The organism is Streptomyces venetus (assembly GCF_039540295.1).
Lineage (GTDB): Bacteria > Actinomycetota > Actinomycetes > Streptomycetales > Streptomycetaceae > Streptomyces > Streptomyces venetus.
The window spans coordinates 411,317-433,231 of record NZ_BAABET010000001.1; the positions used below are offsets into that span (position 1 = coordinate 411,317).

Below are 21,915 nucleotides of genomic sequence, written 5' to 3' on the forward strand. Positions count from 1 at the left end.
GGGTTAATTCGGTTGAGGTAACGCGGGTGGAGTGTTCGACGATAGGGGCCAAGGGCAACCAACCGCCCCGTCGCCCACTCCGAGAGAAGCAGCGTGCTCATACGACTTCTGCGGACCTATCTCAGGCCCTACAAGAGACCCATCACCCTGCTGGTGCTGCTGCAGTTCCTGCAGACCTGCGCCACGCTCTACCTGCCCACGCTGAACGCGGACATCATCGACCGGGGTGTCGTGAACGGGGACACCGGCTACATCCTCGGCTACGGCGGCCTGATGATCGGCATCTCGCTGACCCAGGTCGTGTGCAACATCGGTGCCGTGTACTACGGCGCCCGTACGGCGTCGGCGCTCGGGCGGGACGTGCGCGCCGCCGTGTTCGACCGGGTGCAGTCGTTCTCCGCGCGTGAGGTCGGTCACTTCGGGGCTCCGTCGCTGATCACCCGTACGACGAACGACGTCCAGCAGGTGCAGATGCTGGCGCTGATGACGTTCACGCTGATGGTGTCGGCGCCGATCATGTGCGTGGGCGGCATCGTGCTGGCGCTCGGGCTGGACGTGCCGCTGTCGGGCGTCCTGGTGGCGGTCGTGCCGGTGCTGGGCATCTGCGTGACGCTGATCGTGCGGCGGCTGCGGCCGCTGTTCCGGGCCATGCAGGAGCGGCTGGACACGGTGAACCGGGTGCTGCGCGAGCAGATCACCGGCAACCGGGTGATCCGTGCCTTCGTCCGCGACGAGTACGAGCAGCAGCGCTTCCGGAAGGCCAACACCGACCTCACGGACTTCGCGCTGGGCACCGGCAACCTGCTCGCGCTGATGTTCCCGATCGTCATGACGGTGGTGAACCTGTCGTCGATCGCCGTGGTGTGGTTCGGTGCGCACCGGATCGACAGCGGCGGGATGCAGATCGGCGACCTGACCGCGTTCCTCGCCTATCTGATGCAGATCGTCATGTCCGTGATGATGGCCACCTTCATGTTCATGATGGTGCCGCGCGCGGAGGTGTGCGCCGAGCGCATCAGCGAAGTGCTGGACACCTCCTCCAGCGTCGTGCCGCCGTCCGCGCCCGTCACGGAGCTGCGCCGGCACGGGCATCTGGAGATCCGCGGGGCGGGCTTCCGCTACCCGGGTGCCGAGGAGCCGGTGCTGCGGGCCGTGGACCTCGTGGCCCGGCCGGGCGAGACGACCGCCGTCATCGGCTCGACCGGCAGCGGCAAGTCGACGCTGCTGGGGCTGGTCCCGCGGCTGTTCGACGTGACCGACGGGCAGGTGCTCGTGGACGGTGTCGAGGTGGCGGACATCGATCCGCGGCTGCTCGCGAGGACCGTCGGGCTGGTGCCGCAGAAGCCGTACCTCTTCGCGGGCACGGTGGCGACCAACCTGCGGTACGGCAAACCGGACGCCACCGACGAGGAGCTGTGGCACGCGCTGGAGGTGGCGCAGGGCAAGGACTTCGTGGAGCGGCTGGAGGGCGGTCTCGACGCGCCGATCGCGCAGGGCGGGACGAACGTCTCCGGTGGTCAGCGGCAGCGCCTCGCGATCGCCCGCACCCTGGTGCAGCGGCCCGAGATCTACCTCTTCGACGACTCGTTCTCCGCGCTCGACTACGCCACGGACGCGGCGCTGCGGGCCGCGCTCGCGGAGGAGACCGCGGAGGCGACCGTGGTGATCGTCGCCCAGCGGGTGGCGACCATCCGGGACGCCGACCGGATCGTCGTCCTCGACGAGGGCCGGGTCGTCGGCACCGGACGGCACCACGAGCTGATGGCGGACAACGAGACCTACCGGGAGATCGTGCTCTCCCAGCTCACGGAAGCGGAGGCTGCCTGATGGCCGGTCCGATGGGGCGGATGATGGCCGGGGGCGGCCCCGACCAGCGCTCACTGGACTTCAAGGGGTCCGGCAAACGGCTCGTCGCGCAGTTCCGGCCGGAGCGGCTGACCATCTACGTGCTGCTGCTGTGCGTGGTGCTGAGCGTCGGCCTCAGCGTCGTCGGGCCGAAGATCCTCGGCAAGGCGACCGACCTGGTCTTCGCGGGGATCGTCGGGCGGGGCATGCCGGAGGGGGCGAGCAAGGAGCAGGTCCTCGACTCCATGCGGCAGCGCGGGGACGGTGACGTCGCCGACATGCTGCGCAGCACCGACTTCACCCCGGGCGAGGGCATCGACTTCACCGCCGTCGGGCATGTGCTGCTGCTCGCGCTGGGCGTGTTCACGGTGGCCGGGCTCCTGATGGCGGTGGCGACGCGCCTGGTCAACCGGGCCGTGAACCGGACCATGTTCCGGATGCGCGAGGACGTGCAGACGAAGCTGTCGCGGCTGCCGCTGTCGTACTTCGACAAGCGCCAGCGCGGTGAGGTGCTGTCGCGGGCGACCAACGACATCGACAACATCGGGCAGACGCTCCAGCAGTCGATGGGGCAGCTCATCAACTCGGTGCTGACCATCATCGGTGTCCTCGCGATGATGTTCTGGGTCTCCTGGGTCCTGGCGCTGGTCGCGCTGGTGACCGTGCCGCTGTCGTTCGTCGTCGCCACGCGTGTGGGCAAGCGGTCGCAGCCGCACTTCGTGCAGCAGTGGCGTACGACGGGCAAGCTCAACGCGCACATCGAGGAGATGTACACCGGGCACACCCTGGTGAAGGTGTTCGGGCGACAGGAGGAGTCGGCTCAGCAGTTCGCCGAGCAGAACGAGGCGCTGTACGAGGCCGGGTTCAAGGCGCAGTTCAACAGCGGGGTCATGCAGCCGCTGATGATGTTCGTGTCGAACCTGAACTACGTGCTGGTGGCGGTCGTCGGCGGGCTGCGGGTCGCCTCCGGCTCGCTGTCCATCGGCGATGTGCAGGCCTTCATCCAGTACTCGCGGCAGTTCTCCATGCCGCTGACGCAGGTCGCGTCCATGGCGAACCTGGTGCAGTCGGGTGTCGCCTCGGCGGAGCGGGTCTTCGAGCTGCTGGACGCGGAGGAGCAGAGCGCGGACCCGGTGCCGGGTGTGCGGCCCGAGGAGTTGCGCGGGCAGGTGGCGCTGGAGAACGTGTCGTTCCGGTACGACCCCGAGAAGCCGCTGATCGAGGACCTGTCGCTGAAGGTCGAGCCCGGGCACACGGTGGCCATCGTCGGCCCGACGGGCGCGGGCAAGACGACGCTGGTGAACCTGCTGATGCGGTTCTACGACGTCACCGGCGGGCGTATCACCCTCGACGGGGTCGACATCGCGCGGATGTCCCGGGACGAACTGCGGGCCGGGATCGGCATGGTGTTGCAGGACACGTGGCTGTTCGGCGGGACGATCGCGGAGAACATCGCGTACGGGGCGTCCCGTGAGGTGACCCGGGGCGAGATCGAGGAGGCGGCCCGGGCGGCGCACGCGGACCGGTTCGTGCGGACGCTGCCGGACGGGTACGACACGGTGATCGACGACGAGGGAACGGGGGTCAGCGCGGGTGAGAAGCAGCTGATCACGATCGCCCGGGCGTTTCTGTCGGACCCGGTGATTCTGGTGCTGGACGAGGCGACGAGTTCGGTCGACACCCGTACCGAGGTGCTCATCCAGAAGGCCATGGCGAAGCTCGCGCACGGGCGTACGTCGTTCGTCATCGCGCACCGGCTGTCGACGATCCGGGACGCGGACGCGATTCTGGTAATGGAGAACGGGGCGATCGTGGAGCAGGGGGCGCACGAGGAGTTGCTGGCGGCGGACGGGGCTTATGCGCGGCTGTACAAGGCACAGTTCGCGCAGGCCGTGGCGGAGGTCGACTGAGTCGCGTTCCGGGGTGCCATGGGGCGTCGTGGGCGGCTGCGGATCCGGTGGGGGCGGATCGCGCAGTTCCCCGCGCCCCTGAAGGGGCGTCAGCCGCACGCACCCAAGGGGCGCGGGGAACTGCGCGACCAGCCCCCACCGGGCCCGCGGACGGCGTCAGTCCAGGTAGCCCCTCAGCTGGTCCGCGAAGGCGTGGTCGCGGAGTTTGTTCAGGGTCTTCGACTCGATCTGACGGATGCGTTCCCTCGTCACGCCGAAGATCCTGCCTATCTCCTCCAGCGTGCGGGGGCGGCCGTCCGCCAGGCCGTAGCGGAGTTGGACGACCTTCCGCTCCCGCTCCCCCAGGGTCGACAGGACCGCCTCCAGGTGCTCCCTGAGCAGCAGGAACGCCGCCGACTCGACGGGCGATGTCGCGTCGCCGTCCTCTATGAGGTCGCCCAGCGCGACATCGTCCTCCTCGCCCACGGGCGCGTGCAGCGACACCGGCTCCTGGGCGAGCCGCAGCACCTCGCCGACCCGCTCCGGGGGCAGTTCCAGGTGTGCGGCGACCTCCTCGGGGGTCGGCTCGTAGCCCCGTTCCTGGAGCATGCGGCGCTGGACGCGGACGACGCGGTTGATGAGCTCCACGACGTGGACCGGGACCCGGATGGTGCGGGCCTGGTCGGCCAGGGCGCGGGACATGGCCTGGCGGATCCACCAGGTGGCGTAGGTGGAGAACTTGTAGCCGCGGGCGTAGTCGAACTTCTCGACGGCCCGGATGAGCCCGAGGTTGCCCTCCTGGACGAGGTCCAGCATGGTCAGGCCGCGCCCCACGTAGCGCTTGGCGACGGAGACGACGAGCCGCAGGTTGGCCTCGATGAGCCGGCGCTTGGCCATCCGGCCCATGACGACGAGCCGGTCGAGGTCCACCGCCAACTGGCTGTCCAGATCGGGGGTGAGCCGCAGTTTCTCCTCGGCGAACAGGCCGGCCTCGACACGGCGGGCGAGTTCGACCTCCTCGGCGGCGGTCAGCAGGGGGATGCGGCCGATCTCCCGCAGGTACTGGCGGAAGAGGTCCGAGGAGGGGCCGCTGGTGTCGGGTCGGGCCGGTGGGGGTTCGACGGCCTCGGGGGGTTCGGCCGTCTCGACGGTCCCGGCCGGCGGCTCCTTCGGCTCCGGTTCCGCCTCGCCTTCCGTCTCGGGGTGGAGCACGGCGCGGCTCTGGGCCGGGACGGCGGAGAGGACGTCGGCCTCCGGGTCCGGCGCGGGGTCGCCGGCGTCGGCGGCGGCACTGACGGCGGTCTGGGTGAGGGTCTGGGTCTGCACGGGGGCGACCTCCAGGATGATCGCTGCCAAGGGGGGCGGCAGCGGTACTTCGGGAGCGGAGTCGGCGGCCTCGCCGCTGTCCGTCCCGTACGCGATGAGCGGAACCGCGGGGGTGTGGGACCCGCCGGTGACGGATCGGCCGCGCTCCGAGGACTCAGGCACCGCAACCCAGTGTGGGGGAAGACACACAGTCCCCACGAGGGGCGTGCGATGACTTTTTGCGTCCGGTCCGTGACCGCGCGGTGACGTCAGAGCGCGGCGGCGCCGTGCACCCGGAGGGTCTGGTCGTACTGCTGGAGGACCCAGAGTTCGTTCTGCACGGCGGCCAGCTGGGCCGGGTCGCCGTGGGTGCCGAGGCGGGTGAGCTGGCTCTGGATGTCGCGGATGCGGCGTTCGACGGCGCGGCGGCGGACGGTGACCAACTGGGCGCCCGCGTAGACCTCGTCGACCCCCTTCGTGCCCTTGTGCAGCAGGATCGCCTCGACGGCCAGTTCCGTGACCATCGCGCGGACCGCGTCGTCGGGGGCGGCCTCGCGGACCTTGACCAGGTAGCCCTGGGGGTCCTCCACGCCCGGTTCGCAGCCCCCCGCGTCGAGGATGGCCTGGCGTACGGCGGCGTAGGGCGGGGCGGTGAACTCGTCGATGCCGTACGCGTCGAAGGCCGGGGAGACCAGCTCGGGGCGCTGGAGGGCGAGTTTGAGGAGTTCTCGTTCGGTGGCGTAGACGGGGTTGCGGAGGTTGAGGGCCGGGCCGCGGGGGGCGGCGGACGACTGGGCGGCGTACTGCTGTGCGGCGTGCTGGTGCCGGTCCGGGGCCGGGCCCTTGCCGCCGCGTTCACGGGCCCAGCGGGCCAGCTGGGCCACGCGCTTGACCACGAACTGGGTGTCGAGGATGCCGAGCATGCCGGCGAGCTGGACGGCGACCTCGTGCTGGGCGCCGCTGTTCTTGATGCGGGCGACGACGGGGGCCGCCTCGTCCAGGGCGGCGGCGCGGCCCGCCGGGGTGTCGAGGTCGTAGCGGCTCACGATCTGGCGCAGCGCGAACTCGAAGAGCGGGGTGCGGGGTTCGACCAGGTCGGCCACCGCTTCGTCGCCCTTGGCGAGGCGCAGGTCGCAGGGGTCCATGCCCTCGGGGGCGATGGCGATGTAGGTCTCGGCGGCGAACTTCTGGTCGTCCTCGAAGGCGCGCAGGGCCGCCTTCTGGCCGGCCGCGTCGCCGTCGAAGGTGAAGATGACGCGGGCCGAGCCGTTGTCCATGAGGAGCCGGCGGAGGATCTTGATGTGCTCGCCGCCGAAGGCGGTGCCGCAGGTGGCGATGGCGGTGGTGACGCCGGCGAGGTGGCAGGCCATGACGTCCGTGTAGCCCTCGACGACGACCGCGCGGGACGCCTTGGCGATGTCCTTCTTCGCCAGGTCGATGCCGTAGAGGACCTGGGACTTCTTGTAGATCGCCGTGTCGGGGGTGTTGAGGTACTTGGGGCCGTTGTCCGCCTCGTACAGCTTGCGGGCGCCGAAGCCGACGACGTCGCCGCCGATGTCGCGGATGGGCCACATCAGACGGCCCCGGAAGCGGTCGATGGGGCCGCGGCGGCCTTCCTGGGCGAGACCGGAGAGGAGGAGCTCCTTGTCGGTGAAGCCCTTGCCGCGCAGATAGCGCGTGAGGTGGTCCCAGCCCTGGGGGCTGTAGCCGACACCGAAGTGGACGGCGGCCGCCTGGTCGAACCCGCGCTCGGCGAGGAAGACCCGGCCGGTGTCCGCCTCGGGGGACATGGCGAGCTGTTCCGCGTACCACTCCGCGGCGATCTTGTGGGCCTCGACCAGGCGGATGCGTTCGCCGCGCTGGTGGGAGGGGTTGTAGCCGCCCTCCTCGTAACGCAGGGTGATGCCCGCCTGGCCGGCCAGGCGCTCGACCGCCTCCGAGAAGGAGAGGTGGTCGATCTTCATCACGAACGTGAGGGTGTCGCCACCCTCCTGGCAGCCGAAGCAGTGGAACAGGCCCTTGCTGGGGCTGACCTGGAAGGAGGGCGACTTCTCGTCGTGGAACGGGCAGAGCCCCTTGAGGTTGCCGCCGCCCGCGTTGCGCAGCTGGAGGTACTCGGACACCACGGCGTCGATCGGGACCGCGTCCCGTACCGCCTTCACGTCCTCGTCGTTGATCCGTCCTGCCACGCGTGAATTCTACGGTGGCCCGCCGACAGTCCTGACGGCTATGAGGCGAGGCTCTCCAGCGGGACGTGCGGGTCCGCCAGCGACTCCGTGTTCACCTGGGCCCCGGAGCGGATCAGGCGCTGGATCTTGTCCGTGACATCCCACACGTTCACGTTCATCCCGGCCAGCACCCGGCCGTCCTTCACCCAGAACGCGATGAACTCGCGCTTGCCGGCGTCGCCGCGGATCACCACCTGGTCGTAGGTGCCCGCCGGTGCCCAGCCGGAGTACTCCATGCCCAGGTCGTACTGGTCGGAGAAGAAGTAGGGCACCCGGTCGTAGGTCACGTCGTGGTCCAGCATGGCGCGCGCCGCGGCCGGTCCGCCGTTCAGCGCGTTGGCCCAGTGCTCCACCCGCAGGCTCGTGTCGAACAGGGCGTGGTGGAAGGAGGCCACGTCGCCGGCCGCGTAGATGTCGGGGTCGGAGGTGCGCAGCCGCTCGTCGACCACGACGCCACCGCCCTGCGCCCGGTCGGCGATCTCCAGCCCGGCCGCCTCCGCGAGAGCGACCCGCGGGGCCGCGCCGATCGCGGCCAGGACGTCGTGCGCGGGGTGCTCCTCGCCGTCGTCGGTGCGGGCCGCGAGGACCATGCCGTCCTGGCCGACGATCTCCGTCAGCCGCCTGCCGAAGTGGAAACGCACTCCGTGCCCACGGTGCAGTTCGGCGAAGAGCCCGCCGAGCTCCGGGCCCAGCACACCGTGCAGCGGGGTCGGCCCGTGCTCGACGACGGTGACCTCAGCGCCGTACTCGCGGGCCGCCGCCGCGACCTCCAGGCCGATCCAGCCGGCGCCGGCGATCACGAGGTGGCCGTTGTCGCGGCCGAGGTTGGTCAGGACGTGTTTGAGGCGCTCGGCGTGGGCGAGGCGGCGCAGGTGGTGCACTCCGGCCAGGTCCGTGCCCGGGATGTCGAGGCGGCGCGGCTCGGCGCCGGTGGCCAGGAGCAGCTTGTCGTAGCGGACGACGGTGCCGTCCTCGCCGAAGCGGACCGTCTTCGCCGTGCGGTCGATCGCGTCGACGGTCTGGCCGAGGTGGAGCTCGATGTCGTGGGCCGCGTACCAGGCGGGCTCGTGCACGAAGACGCTGTCGCGTTCCTCCTTGCCGAGGAGGTAGCCCTTGGACAGCGGTGGGCGCTCGTAGGGGTGGTCGCGTTCGTCGCAGATCAGTATCACGCGGCCGGTGAAGCCCTCCGCGCGGAGCGTCTCGGCCGCCTTGGCGCCTGCCAGTCCGCCTCCGACGATGACGAATGTCTGATCCGCGTCGACCACTTGATGCCTCCTCGTAAGGGTGTCGCCACTTGCGAGCGTCCCGCACGGAGCGTGATGCGGGAAGAGGGAGTGACCCGATCAGGCCACGGAGGGTCACCTTCGGGGGCACTCGCGCCCCCCGTGTCGCGTCAGTCTCATGCCTGCCCCGTCAGACGGGCGTGAAGCGAGCGGGCCGAGGTGTCGGTGAGGGAGGCGATCTGGTCGACGATCACCCGTTTGCGGGAGCGGTCGTCGCCCGCCTGCTCGAACAGGGCGCGGAACTGCGGGTCCAGACCCTCCGGCGCGCGGGCGGTGAGCGCCTCGGCAAGGCCGGCGACGACGACTCGCTGGTCGGCGCGCAGGACTTCCTGCTCATCGCGCTGCATGACGTACCGGTCGGCGACCGCCTTGAGGACGGCGCACTCCATCCGGGTCCCGCGCGGGACGACCAGTTCGGCGGCGTACCGGGTGAGCCGTCCGGCGCCGTAGGCAGTGCGGGTCGCGGTCTCGGCGGCCAGGCAGAAGCGGCCGATGAGCTGGCTGGTGGCATCCTTCAGGCGGGCCTGGGCCACGGCGGTGCCGTCGTAGCCGTGCGGCCACCACTCCTCGGCGAGGAGCCGGTCCAGGGCCTCGGCGAGCTCGGCGGGGTCGGTGTCCGCCGGTACGTAGCGGCCGAGGGCGACCTGGAAGACCTCCTGCCGTTCGGGGTCGGCGTGCAGGCAGTCCGGGTCGATGTGGCCGGCGTGCAGGCCGTCCTCCACGTCGTGCACCGAGTAGGCCACGTCGTCGGACCAGTCCATGACCTGCGCCTCGAAGCAGGTGCGGGTGCCGGGGGCGTCCTTGCGGACCCAGTCGAAGACGGGGCGGTCGTCCTCGTAGACACCGAATTTGGGTGATGCCGGGTCGGTGGGGTGGGCGCCGCGGGGCCAGGGGTACTTCGTGGCGGCGTCGAGGGCGGCACGGGTGAGGTTGAGGCCGACGGAGCCCTCCGGGGTGAACCGTTTGGGTTCGATGCGGGTGAGGAGCCTCAGGGACTGGGCGTTGCCCTCGAAGCCGCCGCAGTCGGCCGCGAACTCGTTGAGGGCCTGCTCGCCGTTGTGGCCGAAGGGCGGGTGGCCGAGGTCGTGGGAGAGGCAGGCGGCTTCCACGAGGTCCGGGTCACAGCCGAGGGCCGCGCCGAGCTCGCGGCCGACCTGGGCGCATTCGAGGGAGTGGGTGAGGCGGGTGCGGGGGCTGGCGTCCCAGGCCGGGCCCAGGGTGCCGGGCGTCACCACCTGGGTCTTGCCGGCGAGGCGGCGGAGGGCGGCGGAGTGGAGGACCCGGGCCCGGTCGCGCTGGAAGGCGGTGCGGCCGGGGCGTTTGTCTGGCTCTTGGGCCCAGCGGTCGACTGACGTCGGGTCGTAGGCCGGGGGGTTCTGTGCGGTGCCGTCCATGTGACGACAGTAAGCGCGTCTGCGTGTGCCGGGTTCCCATTTCGGGCGGGTGCGGGTGGGTTGTGGCTGGTCGCGCCCACGCGGCGGAGCCGCACAGGGAGACAGCCCCGCGCCCCTTCAGGGCGTCACGCCGAGGCCAGTTCCCGGGCAGCGGGTGACGTCGCCAGGGCCTCGTCGTAGCGGTGGAGGAGGAGGTGGGCCATCGACGGGTGCGTGCCGAGGGGGGCCGCCGCTATCCAGGGGGCCTGCTGGGCGCACTCCGTGGCGAAGCGGCCGGGGGCCGTGAAGTAGGACGCCAGGGCTATGTGGCGCCGGCCCCTTGCCAGGAGCGTGCGGACGGCCGTTTCGACCGTCGGGGTCGCGGCGGAGGCGTAGGCCGGGACGACCGGGACGCCGAGGCGGGCGGCCAGGAGGTGGGCCGTGCGGGCGGTGTCGGCCTTGGAGTCCGGGTCGCGGGAGCCCGCCGCGGCGAGGACCACCGCGCTGGTGCGGCGGGGCGTTCCGCCCCAGCCGGCCTCCGTCAGGCGGGCCTCGAGGGCGTCCACGAGGTGGGGGTGCGGGCCCAGGGGGGCCGCCACGCGGGTGCGGGCCCGCGCGGCCGCGGCCATCTCGGGGATGTCCTGCTTGACGTGGTAGCCGCGGCTGAGGAGGAGCGGGACGAGGACCGCTTCCGTGTCCCCGAGGGCGGCGAGCGTGTCGGGGAGCAGCGGGGCGTTGAGTTCGATGTGCCCCAGGTGCACCGGCAGGCCGGGGCGCAGCGCGCGGACCCGGTCGAGGAGGGCGCGGACCGTGCTCAGCGCGCGTGGGTCGCGGCTGCCGTGCGCCACGACGACGAGGGCGGGCGGCGCCGGGCGACGTGGGGCGGCCGGCGGGACGAGGCTGAGCTGGCTGGGCATGGATCGATGGTCGCGGCACCACGTTGCCTGCCCGTTGCGTGGGGGTCACGGGTGTTTTCCGGCTGTTCACCGTGTGGGACAGGGTCGGTGTGAGCGCCTTTGAACTGGGGTTTCGGGGTTTCGCGTGAAGCTGGTCACCTGCCGTGGGGTGAACCGGAGGGTCCGAACAGGCGTCCTCGAATGTCGAGAGCCGTCCTGGGGAGGGACCGTCCGATGCGCCGTCCGAAGTTCCGCAGACCGAGGCTGCCGCGTACCCGGAAGGGGCAGCGGCGGCTCGTGCAGGCCGTGATGGGCGCGTGTGTGCTCGCGCTGCTTCCGGCGGCCTGGATGTACGTGGTGGCGGGTGACCGGCTGCGGACGGCGGCGGAGGTGCCGCGTACCGATGTCGCCGTGGTGTTCGGTGCCGGGCTGTGGGACGGGGAGCCCTCGCCGTACCTCGCGCACCGGCTGGACGCGGCGGCCGGACTGTACCGGGAGGGGCGAGTCGAGGTGGTGCTCGTCACCGGGGACAACAGCCGCGAGGACTACGACGAGCCGGACGCGATGCGCGCGTATCTGACCCGGCACGGAGTGCCCGACCGGCGGATCGTCAGTGACTACGCGGGGTTCGACACCTGGGACTCGTGCGTGCGCGCGAAGAAGATCTTCGGCGTGGACGAGGCCGTGCTGATCAGCCAGGGGTTCCACATCCGGCGGGCGGTGGCACTGTGTCAGGCCGCGGGGGTCGAGTCGTACGGGGTGGGGGTGGACGCCGTGCACGACGCGACCTGGTACTACGGGGGTGCCCGGGAGATCCTGGCCGCCGGGAAGGCCGCTCTGGACGCGGTGTTCCGGCCGGATCCACGGTTCCTCGGGCCTCAGGAGCCGGGTGTGGAGCGGGCGTTGGCCGTGCCCTGACCAGGCACGGTGGCGCCGGCCTTCCGCAGCCGTGAGCGGCGGGCATGCCGGGTTGTCGAACGCCGTGCGGAGTCGTGCGAGCGCTGCGCGTGAAGGTGGGCGGGACTGTGCCTCACGCCGGAGGCTCGGCGGCGGGGAGGTGTGCGTCCCGGCGGCGTAACAGGGAACCGTGCCGGGTGTAACACGGCCGAAGCACGCTGAACGGTATGCAGACCACCGTGACGCCCACGCACTGCCCGTACTGCGCCCTGCAGTGCGGGATGAACCTGACTCCCGCGCCGGACGGGACCGTCGAGGTGAGCGAGCGCGCGGACTTCCCGGTGAACCGGGGCGCGCTGTGCGGCAAGGGCCGTACGGCGCCGGCGGTGCTGGCCTCGAACGTGCGCCTGACCTCGCCGTTGGTGCGCTCCGGTGACGCGCTGGTGCCCGCCTCCTGGGACGAGGCGCTGGACCGGATCGCCGCGGGGCTGCGCCGTACGCGCGAGGAGTACGGGCCGGACGGGGTCGGGGTGTTCGGCGGGGGCGGGCTGACGAACGAGAAGGCGTACACCCTCGGCAAGTTCGCGCGGGTCGTGCTCGGCACGTCCCAGATCGACTACAACGGCCGTTTCTGCATGTCGTCGGCCGCGGCGGCCGGCATCAAGGCCTTCGGTCTGGACCGCGGGCTGCCCTTCCCGCTGGAGGACGTCCCGAAGACGGGCTGCGTGATCCTGGTCGGCTCGAACCTCGCGGAGACCATGCCGCCGTCCCTGCGTTTCCTCACCGAGCTGAAGGAGAACGGCGGGACGCTGATCGTCATCGACCCGCGCCGCACGAAGACCGCCGAGCAGGCGGACCTGCACCTGGCGCCCCGGCCGGGCACGGACCTCGCGCTGGCGCTGGGCCTGCTGCATCTGGTGATCGCCGAGGGGCGGGTGGACGAGGAGTACGTCCAGGAGCGGACCGTGGGCTGGGAGGACGCCCGGGCCGCCGCGATGGCGCACTGGCCGGAGCACGTGGAGCGGATCACGGGGGTGTCCGTTCCCGAGCTGCGGGAGACCGTACGGCTGTTCTGTGAGCCGGAGTCGGCGATGGTGCTCACCGCCCGGGGGCCGGAGCAGCAGTCCAAGGGCACGGACACGGTGGGCGCGTGGATCAACCTGTGCCTGGCGACCGGCCGGGCGGGCCGCCCGCTGTCCGGGTACGGCTGTCTGACCGGGCAGGGCAACGGCCAGGGCGGGCGCGAACACGGGCAGAAGGCCGACCAGTTGCCGGGCTACCGCAAGCTCGACGACCCGGCGGCGCGGCGGCATGTCGCCGAGGTGTGGGGCGTGGACCCGGACTCGCTGCCCGGGCCGGGGCGCAGCGCCTACGAGCTGCTGGACGCGCTGGGCACGGACATCAGGTCCCTGCTGCTGATGGCGTCCAACCCGGTGGTGTCGGCGCCGCGTGCCGCGCACATCGAGGAGCGCATCCGGTCACTGGACTTCCTGGCCGTCTGTGACGTGGTGCTGTCGGAGACGGCGGCCCTCGCGGACGTGGTCCTGCCGGTCACCCAGTGGGCCGAGGAGACCGGCACGACGACCAACCTGGAGGGCAGGGTCCTGCTCCGCCGCCGGGCCATCACCCCGCCGGACGGCGTCCGCACCGACCTGGAGGTCCTCCACGAACTGGCCGCCCGCCTGGGCGTGGAGAAGGGCTTCCCGACCGACCCGGAGGAGGTCTTCGAGGAACTCCGCCGTGCGAGCGCGGGCGGCCCGGCGGACTACTCGGGGATCACGTACCGGAGGCTGGCGGAGGAGAACGGGGTGTTCTGGCCCTGTCCGTCGGGCGAGACGGAGGAGCCGGCGGACCGGCCCTCCCCCGCGACCGAGCCCGCGGGCGCGGCGCCCGGCCGGACGGAGGGGGCCCCGGCCGGGGCGGCAGCGACGGCGGGGGGACCCGCCGGGGTGACGGGCGCGGCAGCGGCACCCGCCGGATCGGCAGCGGCAGCGCGGGGACCCGCCGGGCCGGCAGGCGCGGCAGGAGAACCCACCGGGGCGACGGGCGCGGCAGGCGGCACGGACGCGCTAGCGAGCGCGCCGGAGCGCCCGGCCGTCACGGGAGACACGACGCATCACCCCGTCACCACGACCGGCCCCACGAGCTACCCCGCCGCCGCCCTCGGCACGACGAGCCAGCCCGCCACCACGCCCGGCACGACCAGCGGCCCCGCCACCACGCCCGGCACGGCCAACCGCCCAGACGCCGCCGGTGGCGCGGCGGGCGACGGGCGTGCCGTCCATCCCGGTACGCCGCGCCTCTTCCTCGACCGTTTCGCCACGCCCGACGGCCGGGCCCGGTTCGTGTCCGTCTCGCATCGTGCGACCGCCGAGGAACCGGACGACGAGTACCCCGTGCTGCTGACCACCGGGCGGGTCGTGGCGCAGTACCAGTCCGGGGCGCAGACCCGGCGGGTGGCGGAGCTGAACGCCGCCGCGCCCGGGCCGTTCGTGGAGCTGCATCCGCGACTGGCGGCGCGCCTCGGGGCCGCCGAGGGCGACCCGGTGGCCGTCGTGTCCCGGCGGGGCCGGGCCGTGGCCCCCGCGCGGATCACGGCCGCCATCCGCCCCGACACCGTCTTCATGCCCTTCCACTGGCCGGGCGAGGGCCGCGCCAACACCCTCACCAACCCCGCGCTCGACCCGACCTCCCGGATGCCGGAGTTCAAGGCGTGCGCGGTGCGGCTGGAGGCGGTGCGGTCCTAGGGCCCGTCTTCAAAACGCACGATGTAGGCGGCGCCTCCCACGACGTTCTCCCCGTCCTCCTGGAGGATGTGCAGTTGACCCTCGCTGCCCTCGTCCATCCCCTCGGGGAGTCGCACGTTGAGAGCTACGGCGCGGGAGTGGTGGAGCGGAATGCGCAGGTCGGACAGCCGGGTCTGATGGTCCTGGGCCGCGGACAACTCGTAGGCGTGGCGGAAGTCGAAGTTCCGTACCCGGCCTTGGTGGTCGGTGAACCGGGCGGGCAGGACCGCGGGTCCGTCATCGATCGGTCTGGCGCCGTCTCCCGGCCGGGGCCCCTGGCCGTTCTCCCCCTCCTCGAAGACGGTGAACAGCCGGGAGCCGTGCGGCAGTCCGGCCCACTGGACCACGAGGGTGAACGAACGGTCGATGTGCGCCGGGTTGTTCAGGAGGAGAACGAACGCGTCGTCCGGGGTGGTCGCGCCCCTGGACACGCTGACGACCTGGAGGTTCTTGAGCGTGACGTGTTTCCTCTCGGGCACCAGGGTGCTGACATCGAAGATGCCGGCGCCGTTCAGCGGGTCCTGTGCGCAGGTCGTCACCGCCAGGATGCATGAATGCTCGGACGCCGAGGGGGGAGCCGTGTAGTCCCAGGCGACTACGCTCGGCTCCGCCGGCTTCAGCAAGGGCACCGTGCGGGTGGGCCCGATCGGGGTCCAGGCGCCGGCCGCCGGGTCGCCGGTGAAGGGCTTGCCGCCCGTCCAGAAATCCGCCGGCAGCGCGGGAAGGCCCGCTGAGGCGTCAGCGATGAAGGCACGTACCTGGACGTTGGTCGCCGCGGCGGCTCCGCGGTTGTGCAGCTGCACGTAGACGCGGTTGACGCGGCCACGCTGGATGCTGCGGTGCCGGAGGCGGCTCAACGCGACGAAGTCGGTGACCGGCGACGGCGTCTGATAGTCCGGCACGGGAGCGTCGACGAGGATGTCCGGGCTCTGCCACCACCACAGCCGGTTCGCGCCGGTCGGGTCGAACGGGTCGGTCACGCCGGTCGGCGTGTAGCCCCGGCCGGAGTCGAGCATGTTGTCGCGCATGTACAGGTCGACCGCAGGGGCCGTGGTCACGTCGATCGGCCGTTCCCACACACTGCGTCCGTGCGTCGCGGCTCGCAGCAGTCTGCGCGGGCCGTGTACGACGAGGTCGAAGACGGGGACGTTGGGAAGGCCCTGGTCCCACGGGTACCAGTTCTGGCCCGCGTTCTCGGTGCGGAACACCCCGACGTCGGCTCCGCAGAAGAGCCGGTTGTTGTTGTTCGGGTCGATGACGATGGTGTTGACGGGGTTGGCCTGGGCCAGCCCGTTGGAACGCGGCGTCCACCGGTTGTCGTTCGGCCCCAGGCGCCAGACGTGGTCGCTGCTGAACTCTCCCCCGCCTTCGCTCTGCCTCACGGATCCCAGCGTCACCCATGCCGTTCCGGTGTTGTCCACGGCGAGGTCGGAGATGCAGTTGACGGGCATGGGGGCGGTCACGTCGGTGCGGGTGACGTCCGCCGGATTCCACGTGGCGCCGGTGCGCCGCAGCCGGTAGACATTGCCGCCGTTGGTTCCGACGTAGATCGTCCTGTTGTCGGAGTGCACCGCGATGGCGGTGATCGCCGTCTGGATGCCGGAGGTGACGGGTGACCAGTTGTCGGCGTTGTTGGTGCTGCGCCAGAGCTCCGTGCCGCCGAAGTAGCAGATGTTCGGGTTGCCAGGGTCGAAGGCGAAGGGCGCGTAGAACCCGGCGCCGCTGTCGATCCCCTCGTTCTTCGGCATCCAGGACATGCCGGCGTCGTCGGAACGGTAGAACGTGGTGTAGATGTACTGGTGGTACATGCGGGTGGGGGTCTGCGGGTCGATCGCCGTGAACCCCCCGTCGCCGCCGTCGACCACTCTCCACGCGGGCAGACCTTCGTAGCGCTGGGTGCCGTTGTCCTGCGTACCGCCCAGCATCACGTTGTCCCAGGTCGAGTGCTGTGCGAGGGAGATGTACTGCAGGGTGGCCAGGTGCCGGTTGCGGGAGGTCCAGGTCAATCCGGAGTCCGTCGACACGTAGACCCCGCCGTCGTTGACGTCCCAGCAGGTTCCGGGGGATGCCGGGTCGAAGGCGAAGGCATGGTGGTCCGAGTGGATACCGGAGGCGGGGTTGAAGATGCCGCCGCCGGTGAGGCTGCGGTGCAGATTCACTTCGCCTATGAAGAGGATGTTGGGGTTGGCCGGGTTTATGGCGACATGAAGGTCATAGCTGGTCTGGCGGCAGACGCCGAACCGGATGGTGTGCGTGTGGCCTGTGGCGTCGGCGTTGGTGTCGGCCACGACGACACCCCCGGCCGCCATGGTGGCTGTCTGCTGTGCGGTGAGCGAGATCGTATGTGTGTGGGCAGGTATTCCGGCTCCTCCGCCCTGTGTGGTCGTGTAGGTGTGGGCGGCCGCCGCGGCGATCAGGTCCGCACCCGGCACCTGCACCGAGTGGAGGTGGTTCGCCGGGTCGGATTTGTACGAGGCCGTGACGTTGAGGCGGACGGGAACGGTCGTCCATGTCGTTCCCCCGTCCGTCGTCCGTGCCAGGCCCGCGAGGCCGCCGTTCGAAGCGAACACCGCGATGATCACTGAGGGGTTGGACCGCCGCTGGGCCAGCTCCACCCGGTCTTCCACGGTCGGCAGCGCGGACGACGTGATCCGGACCCAGGCCGACCAGCTGCCTGATGTGCGGGTACTCGTCCACAGGCCGAACCCTTTGAACGCCGCGACGAGTTTCACGGTGCCGGAGGAGTCCAGCGGGATGGCCACCAGGTCGCTGACATCACCGGCCCTCAGTTGCAGCCAGTTCACCCCGTCGTCGGTGCTCTCGTACACACCGATGCTGGAGGAGAGGAATTGGCGCTGCCCGCTGGTGTCCGTCGGGTCGAACAGGATCCGGGAGATCTCGTCCCGTTCGAAGACGGTGGTTCCGAGTTCTGCCCAGGTCGTGCCGCCGTCCCTCGACCGCAGCACGCCGTTGCCGTAATAGGTGCCGACGTAGATGTTGTTGTACTCACCGGTGCCGGCGATGATGTGATTCCGGTTTCCGGGGTCGATGGCCACGGTGCCGATGGACAGACTTCGTTGGAAATCGGTCTTGGGCGACCACGTCAGGCCTCGGTCGGTGCTTTTCCACAATCCGCCGCCGGCCGTGCCGACGTACAACGTGTTCCCGTCCGTCGGGGCGACGGCTATGGCAAGAGCACGGCCGCCGTTCGTGTCGTTCGGCCACAGGACCGGGCCGGGACCCACCGGCGTCCAGTTCGCTCCCCCGGGCACCGGTGCCGACCGGTCGAACCCGCCCGTGTCCTCTTCGTTCTCGTTCGTGGCCGGACGTTCCCTCGCCAGCAGGTCCCGGCGCGCTCGCAACGCGCGTATCTCCTCGATCTGCCGCGCGCGGACGCCCGGCGGCACGTGCCCGATGTGGCCGAAGCGCCGCTCGAAGTGGTAGCGGTCCCGTGCGAAGGGATCTTCGAACTCGCCGTGCTCCAGCCCTCCGGGCAGGTCCACCGCGGGGTCGTGGAGATCAGGAGGGAGCCCGCCATGGCGTTCGCGCAGGACGAGCGTGCGGTGGGCGACGACCCTGGCACCGTCGCCCGAGGAGGAGGCCGTGAACGTGTGCTCTCCCGGTTGCAGCCGCATGGTCGACACCTGGACGACAAAAGCCCCGGATCCGTCCGGCAGGATCCCTTCAGGTCCGGCCAGCCCGAGTGACACGCGCTCCACGTGGGCGGGATGTCCGTCGACGGTGAGACGCACGCTCCAGCCGTGCCACCCTTCACCCCGGACATCGACTCTCGTTCCGTACAGACAATCCGGCGGCAGGACCTCGAGCGTGGCCGCGGCCTCCGCGTCGCCCGCCCCGCTGCTTCCGTAAGCGTCCATGTCCAAACAACCCTTGGAGAACTACACGGCGTTGACCATTACCCGGATCGGACGTCGGCTTCCTTGACCTTTCGCCATTCACTGCGCGCGAGCAGCGAGAATCCCACCGTGGCACAGAAAGCGACAGCGACGATCCCCCATTCCAGGGCGCCACTGCCCCTATCCGGCTCCACGCCGAAAACGTGCTCGATCCAGTCGCGCCAGACAAGGGTGACAACGAAAAGGATTCCACTGATCGCAGCGGCGATGGTCTCTGTCCACGCCCGCGTTCGCGCGTTCCGCATCACGATGGGCACCCCGGTTACGATGTTGTCACGCAGACTTCACTGGTGTACTTCCAGTAAGCGCCCGCATGCGGTTTTCCACAACTTTTGCGCAGGGGTGGCCAGTCCGGTTTCGCTTTCACCAATTGGGCGGGCCTGGTAGCGGAGCAGCACGCTCCGACACAGACCTCGGTGGTGTCCGCACCCGAACTGCGGACACCACCGAGGGTCGGAAGGGGCGGGGTCGGGAGGGGCGACTCAGCCCACGTCGACGGCGCTCCAGGCGGCGGCCACCGCCTTCTGCTCCGCGCTGTCGGTGCCGTAGAGGTCCTTGGCCGCGTTCAGGGTGGCCGTACGCGCGCCCGCGTAGTTGGTGGAGGACGTCATGTAGACCGTCAGGGCGCGGTACCAGATCTTGCCGAGCTTGGCCCGGCCGATGCCCTGGACCGTGGAGCCGTCGCAGGTCGGCGAGTCGTGGCTGACGCCGTTGATCGTCTTCGCGCCGCTGCCCTCCGCGAGCAGGTACGCGAAGTGGTTGCCGACGCCCGAGGAGTAGTGCACGTCGAGGTCGCCGAGCTTCTCGCTCCAGCAGTCGGCGGACTTGCCGTCCCTCGACGGCTTGTCCATGAAGCGCAGCGCCTCCCGGCCCAGGCCGGAGCGGACGATCTTCTCGCCGATGCGCCAGTCGCCCGGGTCCTTCGTGTTGTCGGCGTAGAACTCGACCAGCGTGCCGAAGATGTCCGACGTGGCCTCGTTCAGGCCGCCGGACTCGCCCGAGTACCGCAGCGCCGCCGTCTTCGACGTCACGCCGTGGGACATCTCGTGCCCGGCCACGTCCAGCGACACCAGCGGGCCGAGCTGCTTGCCGTCGCCGTCGCCGTACGTCATGCAGAAGCAGTTGTCGTCCCAGAAGGCGTTGTTGTAGTCCTTGCCGTAGTGGACGCGGTTGAAGGAGCCCTTGCCGTCGCCGGCGATGCCGTTCCGGTCGTGGACCTTCTTGTAGTAGTCCCAGGTGACGTCCGTGCCGTACTGGGCGTCCACCGCCACCGTGGAGCGGTCGGAGGCCGCGCCCGAGCCCCAGTGGTTGTCGGGGTCGGTGAAGAGCGTCGCGGGGGCGCGGGTCAGGCAGACCGTCAGCAGGCACTTGTCCGTCTGGTTGGCCGCGTCGCCGGTGTACGTGCCGCCGCGCGTCGCGTCCTTCAGCTGGTACGACGACCCGGACAGGGTCGTCTCCAGCGGAACCGTGCCGCCGTAGAGGGACTTGCCGTCGCCCGAGGCCGATTCCATCGTGTCCCAGGTGTCTATTCGGTCGCCGGTCGTCGCGTCGGTCAGCACCGTGCGCCCGACCGGGTTGCCGAGCCCGTCGTGCGCCACCGCGTCGGTCTGCCAGGCCAGTCTGGGGGCGCCGTGCAGGGCGTCGACGACCAGCCGGGGCTTGGCGCTCAGCTTCTTCAGGGTCTCGCCGAGGTGCGCGGCGCGCAGCAGGCCCGCCGCGAGGTCGGCGGCCTTGGGGGCGCTCACCTTGGGAGTGACGGTGGCGAGGGAGAGTTCGGACTTCGTCGCCCGGCTGGTACCGCGGTACGTGCCGTCCGGGTTCAGGTGGAGGACGAAGTCGCCGCCGAGGACCGGGAGCCCCCGGTAGGTGCGGTCGTAGCGGACGTGCCGGGTGCCGTCCTCGTCGATGACGACGTCCCGGACCTTCGTCTCCTGGGCCGAGGAGAGGCCGAGAGCCCCGGCCCGGTCCGCGAGCACCGTCTCCGCCTCCTCGATCACGCTCGACCTGGCCGGTCCGTCGACCGCGCCGGCGGTCGGGGAGAGCACGGCGGCCAGCAGGGCGGCGGTGCCGGTGACGGCCACACCGGCGGTGGCGAGACGGGAACCGCGGACATGACGTATCCGACTCATCGGTCTCCTCATACGGGCGCACCCGGTCGCGTGGGGTCGACCGGGTGCGGCGCTGATGTTGACCGCGAGTTAATGCGGCCCGTACATGCCATGTCCATAGGCCCGCTGTGCAGGTGTGTGAGGGTGGAGAATCGTTCCTGTGACCCTCCCCTTCTTCGTCTACGGCACCCTCCGTCCCGGCGAGGTCAACCACGACCTCTTCCTGCGCGGCCGTACCCGCTCCGCGGAGCCCGGGCGGCTCGTCGGGGCGGTGCTGTACGACGGGCCGGGCTACCCCTACGCGGTCGAGGAACCCGGCGACGGCGAGGTGAGCGGGGACCTGGTGACCGCGCCGCCCGAGGGGTACGCCGAGCTGCTCGCCGAGCTCGACCGGCTGGAGGAGTACGTGCCGGGCGACCCGCGCAGCCTGTACGAGCGCGTCGAGCGGAAGGTCGTACGGGAGACGGACGGGGCGGCGGTCCGGGCCTGGGTGTACGTCGCCGCGCCCGCCGTCGCCGCGCGGCTGCGGGCCCGTGGGAGGGCGATCGCGGGCGGGGACTGGCGGGCGCGGGGGTGAGACCGGGGCGTTCCGGGAGGACGGCGGCCGCGCCTCAGCCCCCGTAGGGCCACTTCTGCCTGCCCTCCCGCAACGCCCGCCCCCACCAGACCAGTTGGTCCAGCATGGTCTTGGCCGCCGCGTCCGGGCCCGCCGGGTCCCTGAGGGCGCCCTCGTCGTCGAAGGACGCGCCCGCGTTGTGGAAGGAGACGGTGTCGCGGACCGTCACGGCGTGGAGCTCGGCGAAGACCTGCCGGAGGTGCTCCGCGGCGCGCAGGCCGCCGGCCAGCCCGCCGTAGGAGACGAGGGCGACGGGTTTGGCCCGCCACTCGCCGTAGTGCCAGTCGACGAGGTTCTTCAGGCCGGCCGGGAAGGAGTGGTTGTACTCGGGCGTGAGGACCACGAAGGCGTCCGCTCCGGCCAGCTTCGGGGTGATGCCGGACAGGGCGGCGGTCGCCTCCGGGGTCGGCTCGAAGGAGGTCGGCAGCTCGGCTTCCGCGACGTCGACGACGTCGGCGACGATGTCGTCCCGGTCCCGGAGACGGCCGAGGAGCCAGTCGGCCACGACAGGGCCGAAGCGGCCGTGGCGGTTGCTGCCCACGACGAGGGTCACACGGAGAGGGCCGGCCTCGGTGAGGGCGGCGGTGGACTTGCCGGTCAGGGTTGGGTTCATGCCGCAGAGCCTCGTACCTCAACCTTTCTTGAGGTCAAGTCGCGCCACGCGTCACGCTCGGGTCACCCGTTCACACGCGCGCCCCGCGGTTTTCCGCACATCGCCTGACGAACACCTGTGACCTGCCCAAACAGGCTCGACGGGCCGCCCTGTCGACCG

14 protein-coding genes are annotated in these 21,915 nt (G+C 71.1%); 5 read left to right on the forward strand and 9 right to left on the reverse strand.

The window, feature by feature from the left end; all coding sequences use genetic code 11:
* The first annotated feature begins 93 nt into the window (after positions 1-93).
* Both ABEA82_RS01815 and ABEA82_RS01820 read left to right on the forward strand, forming a co-directional pair.
* The gene (locus tag ABEA82_RS01815) at positions 94-1,827 is read left to right on the forward strand and encodes an ABC transporter ATP-binding protein (protein WP_345659536.1); all 1,734 of its coding nucleotides are present in this window, start codon (positions 94-96) and stop codon (positions 1,825-1,827) included.
* Entirely contained in the window at positions 1,827-3,755 is a 1,929-nt protein-coding gene (locus tag ABEA82_RS01820) for an ABC transporter ATP-binding protein (protein WP_345659537.1), read from the forward strand. The genes ABEA82_RS01815 and ABEA82_RS01820 overlap by 1 nt, the downstream gene beginning before the upstream one ends.
* Before the next feature lie 156 nt (positions 3,756-3,911).
* Here the strand turns inward: ABEA82_RS01820 and ABEA82_RS01825 are convergent, their stop codons facing one another.
* From ABEA82_RS01825 to ABEA82_RS01845, 5 genes are all read right to left on the reverse strand, one after another.
* Complete coding sequence (locus ABEA82_RS01825; RefSeq protein ID WP_345659538.1) at positions 3,912-5,222, reverse strand: RNA polymerase sigma factor; 1,311 nt, start codon at positions 5,220-5,222, stop codon at positions 3,912-3,914.
* 86 nt (positions 5,223-5,308) lie between these two features.
* Entirely contained in the window at positions 5,309-7,228 is a 1,920-nt protein-coding gene (gene dnaG, locus ABEA82_RS01830; protein ID WP_345659539.1) for a DNA primase, read from the reverse strand.
* Between the two features lie 38 nt (positions 7,229-7,266).
* Positions 7,267-8,532 (reverse strand): NAD(P)/FAD-dependent oxidoreductase, encoded by a 1,266-nt coding sequence (locus ABEA82_RS01835; RefSeq protein WP_345659540.1) that lies wholly within the window; start codon positions 8,530-8,532, stop codon positions 7,267-7,269.
* 134 nt (positions 8,533-8,666) lie between these two features.
* Entirely contained in the window at positions 8,667-9,944 is a 1,278-nt protein-coding gene (locus tag ABEA82_RS01840) for a deoxyguanosinetriphosphate triphosphohydrolase (protein ID WP_345659541.1), read from the reverse strand.
* 125 nt (positions 9,945-10,069) lie between these two features.
* A complete protein-coding gene (locus tag ABEA82_RS01845; RefSeq protein ID WP_345659542.1) occupies positions 10,070-10,840 on the reverse strand; it encodes a sirohydrochlorin chelatase in 771 nt (256 codons plus the stop codon).
* 213 nt (positions 10,841-11,053) lie between these two features.
* Here ABEA82_RS01845 and ABEA82_RS01850 point away from each other — a divergent pair, with 213 nt between their 5' ends.
* Entirely contained in the window at positions 11,054-11,737 is a 684-nt protein-coding gene (locus ABEA82_RS01850; RefSeq protein WP_345659543.1) for a SanA/YdcF family protein, read from the forward strand.
* A gap of 206 nt (positions 11,738-11,943) precedes the next feature.
* A complete protein-coding gene (locus tag ABEA82_RS01855) occupies positions 11,944-14,463 on the forward strand; it encodes a molybdopterin oxidoreductase family protein (RefSeq protein ID WP_345659544.1) in 2,520 nt (839 codons plus the stop codon).
* Here the strand turns inward: ABEA82_RS01855 and ABEA82_RS01860 are convergent.
* The 3 genes from ABEA82_RS01860 to ABEA82_RS01870 form a co-directional block, all read right to left on the reverse strand.
* Positions 14,460-18,380 carry a WD40/YVTN/BNR-like repeat-containing protein gene (locus tag ABEA82_RS01860; protein WP_345659545.1) on the reverse strand — a complete coding sequence of 1,307 codons (3,921 nt, stop codon included), beginning with the start codon at positions 18,378-18,380 and terminating at the stop codon, positions 14,460-14,462. The two genes, ABEA82_RS01855 and ABEA82_RS01860, sit on opposite strands and share 4 nt — an antisense overlap.
* Positions 18,381-18,418: 38 nt before the next feature.
* Complete coding sequence (locus tag ABEA82_RS01865; protein WP_345659546.1) at positions 18,419-18,676, reverse strand: ABC transporter permease; 258 nt, start codon at positions 18,674-18,676, stop codon at positions 18,419-18,421.
* A 225-nt stretch (positions 18,677-18,901) separates the two neighbouring features.
* Positions 18,902-20,548, reverse strand: coding sequence for a M4 family metallopeptidase (locus tag ABEA82_RS01870; protein ID WP_345659547.1), 1,647 nt, complete (start codon positions 20,546-20,548; stop codon positions 18,902-18,904).
* Positions 20,549-20,687: 139 nt separating this feature from the next.
* Here ABEA82_RS01870 and ABEA82_RS01875 point away from each other — a divergent pair, with 139 nt between their 5' ends.
* A complete protein-coding gene (locus tag ABEA82_RS01875; protein ID WP_345659548.1) occupies positions 20,688-21,104 on the forward strand; it encodes a gamma-glutamylcyclotransferase family protein in 417 nt (138 codons plus the stop codon).
* A 34-nt stretch (positions 21,105-21,138) separates the two neighbouring features.
* On the opposite strand, the gene ABEA82_RS01880 is transcribed toward ABEA82_RS01875, so the two are convergent.
* The gene (locus ABEA82_RS01880) at positions 21,139-21,756 is read right to left on the reverse strand and encodes an NADPH-dependent FMN reductase (protein WP_345659549.1); all 618 of its coding nucleotides are present in this window, start codon (positions 21,754-21,756) and stop codon (positions 21,139-21,141) included.
* Positions 21,757-21,915 lie beyond the last annotated feature (159 nt).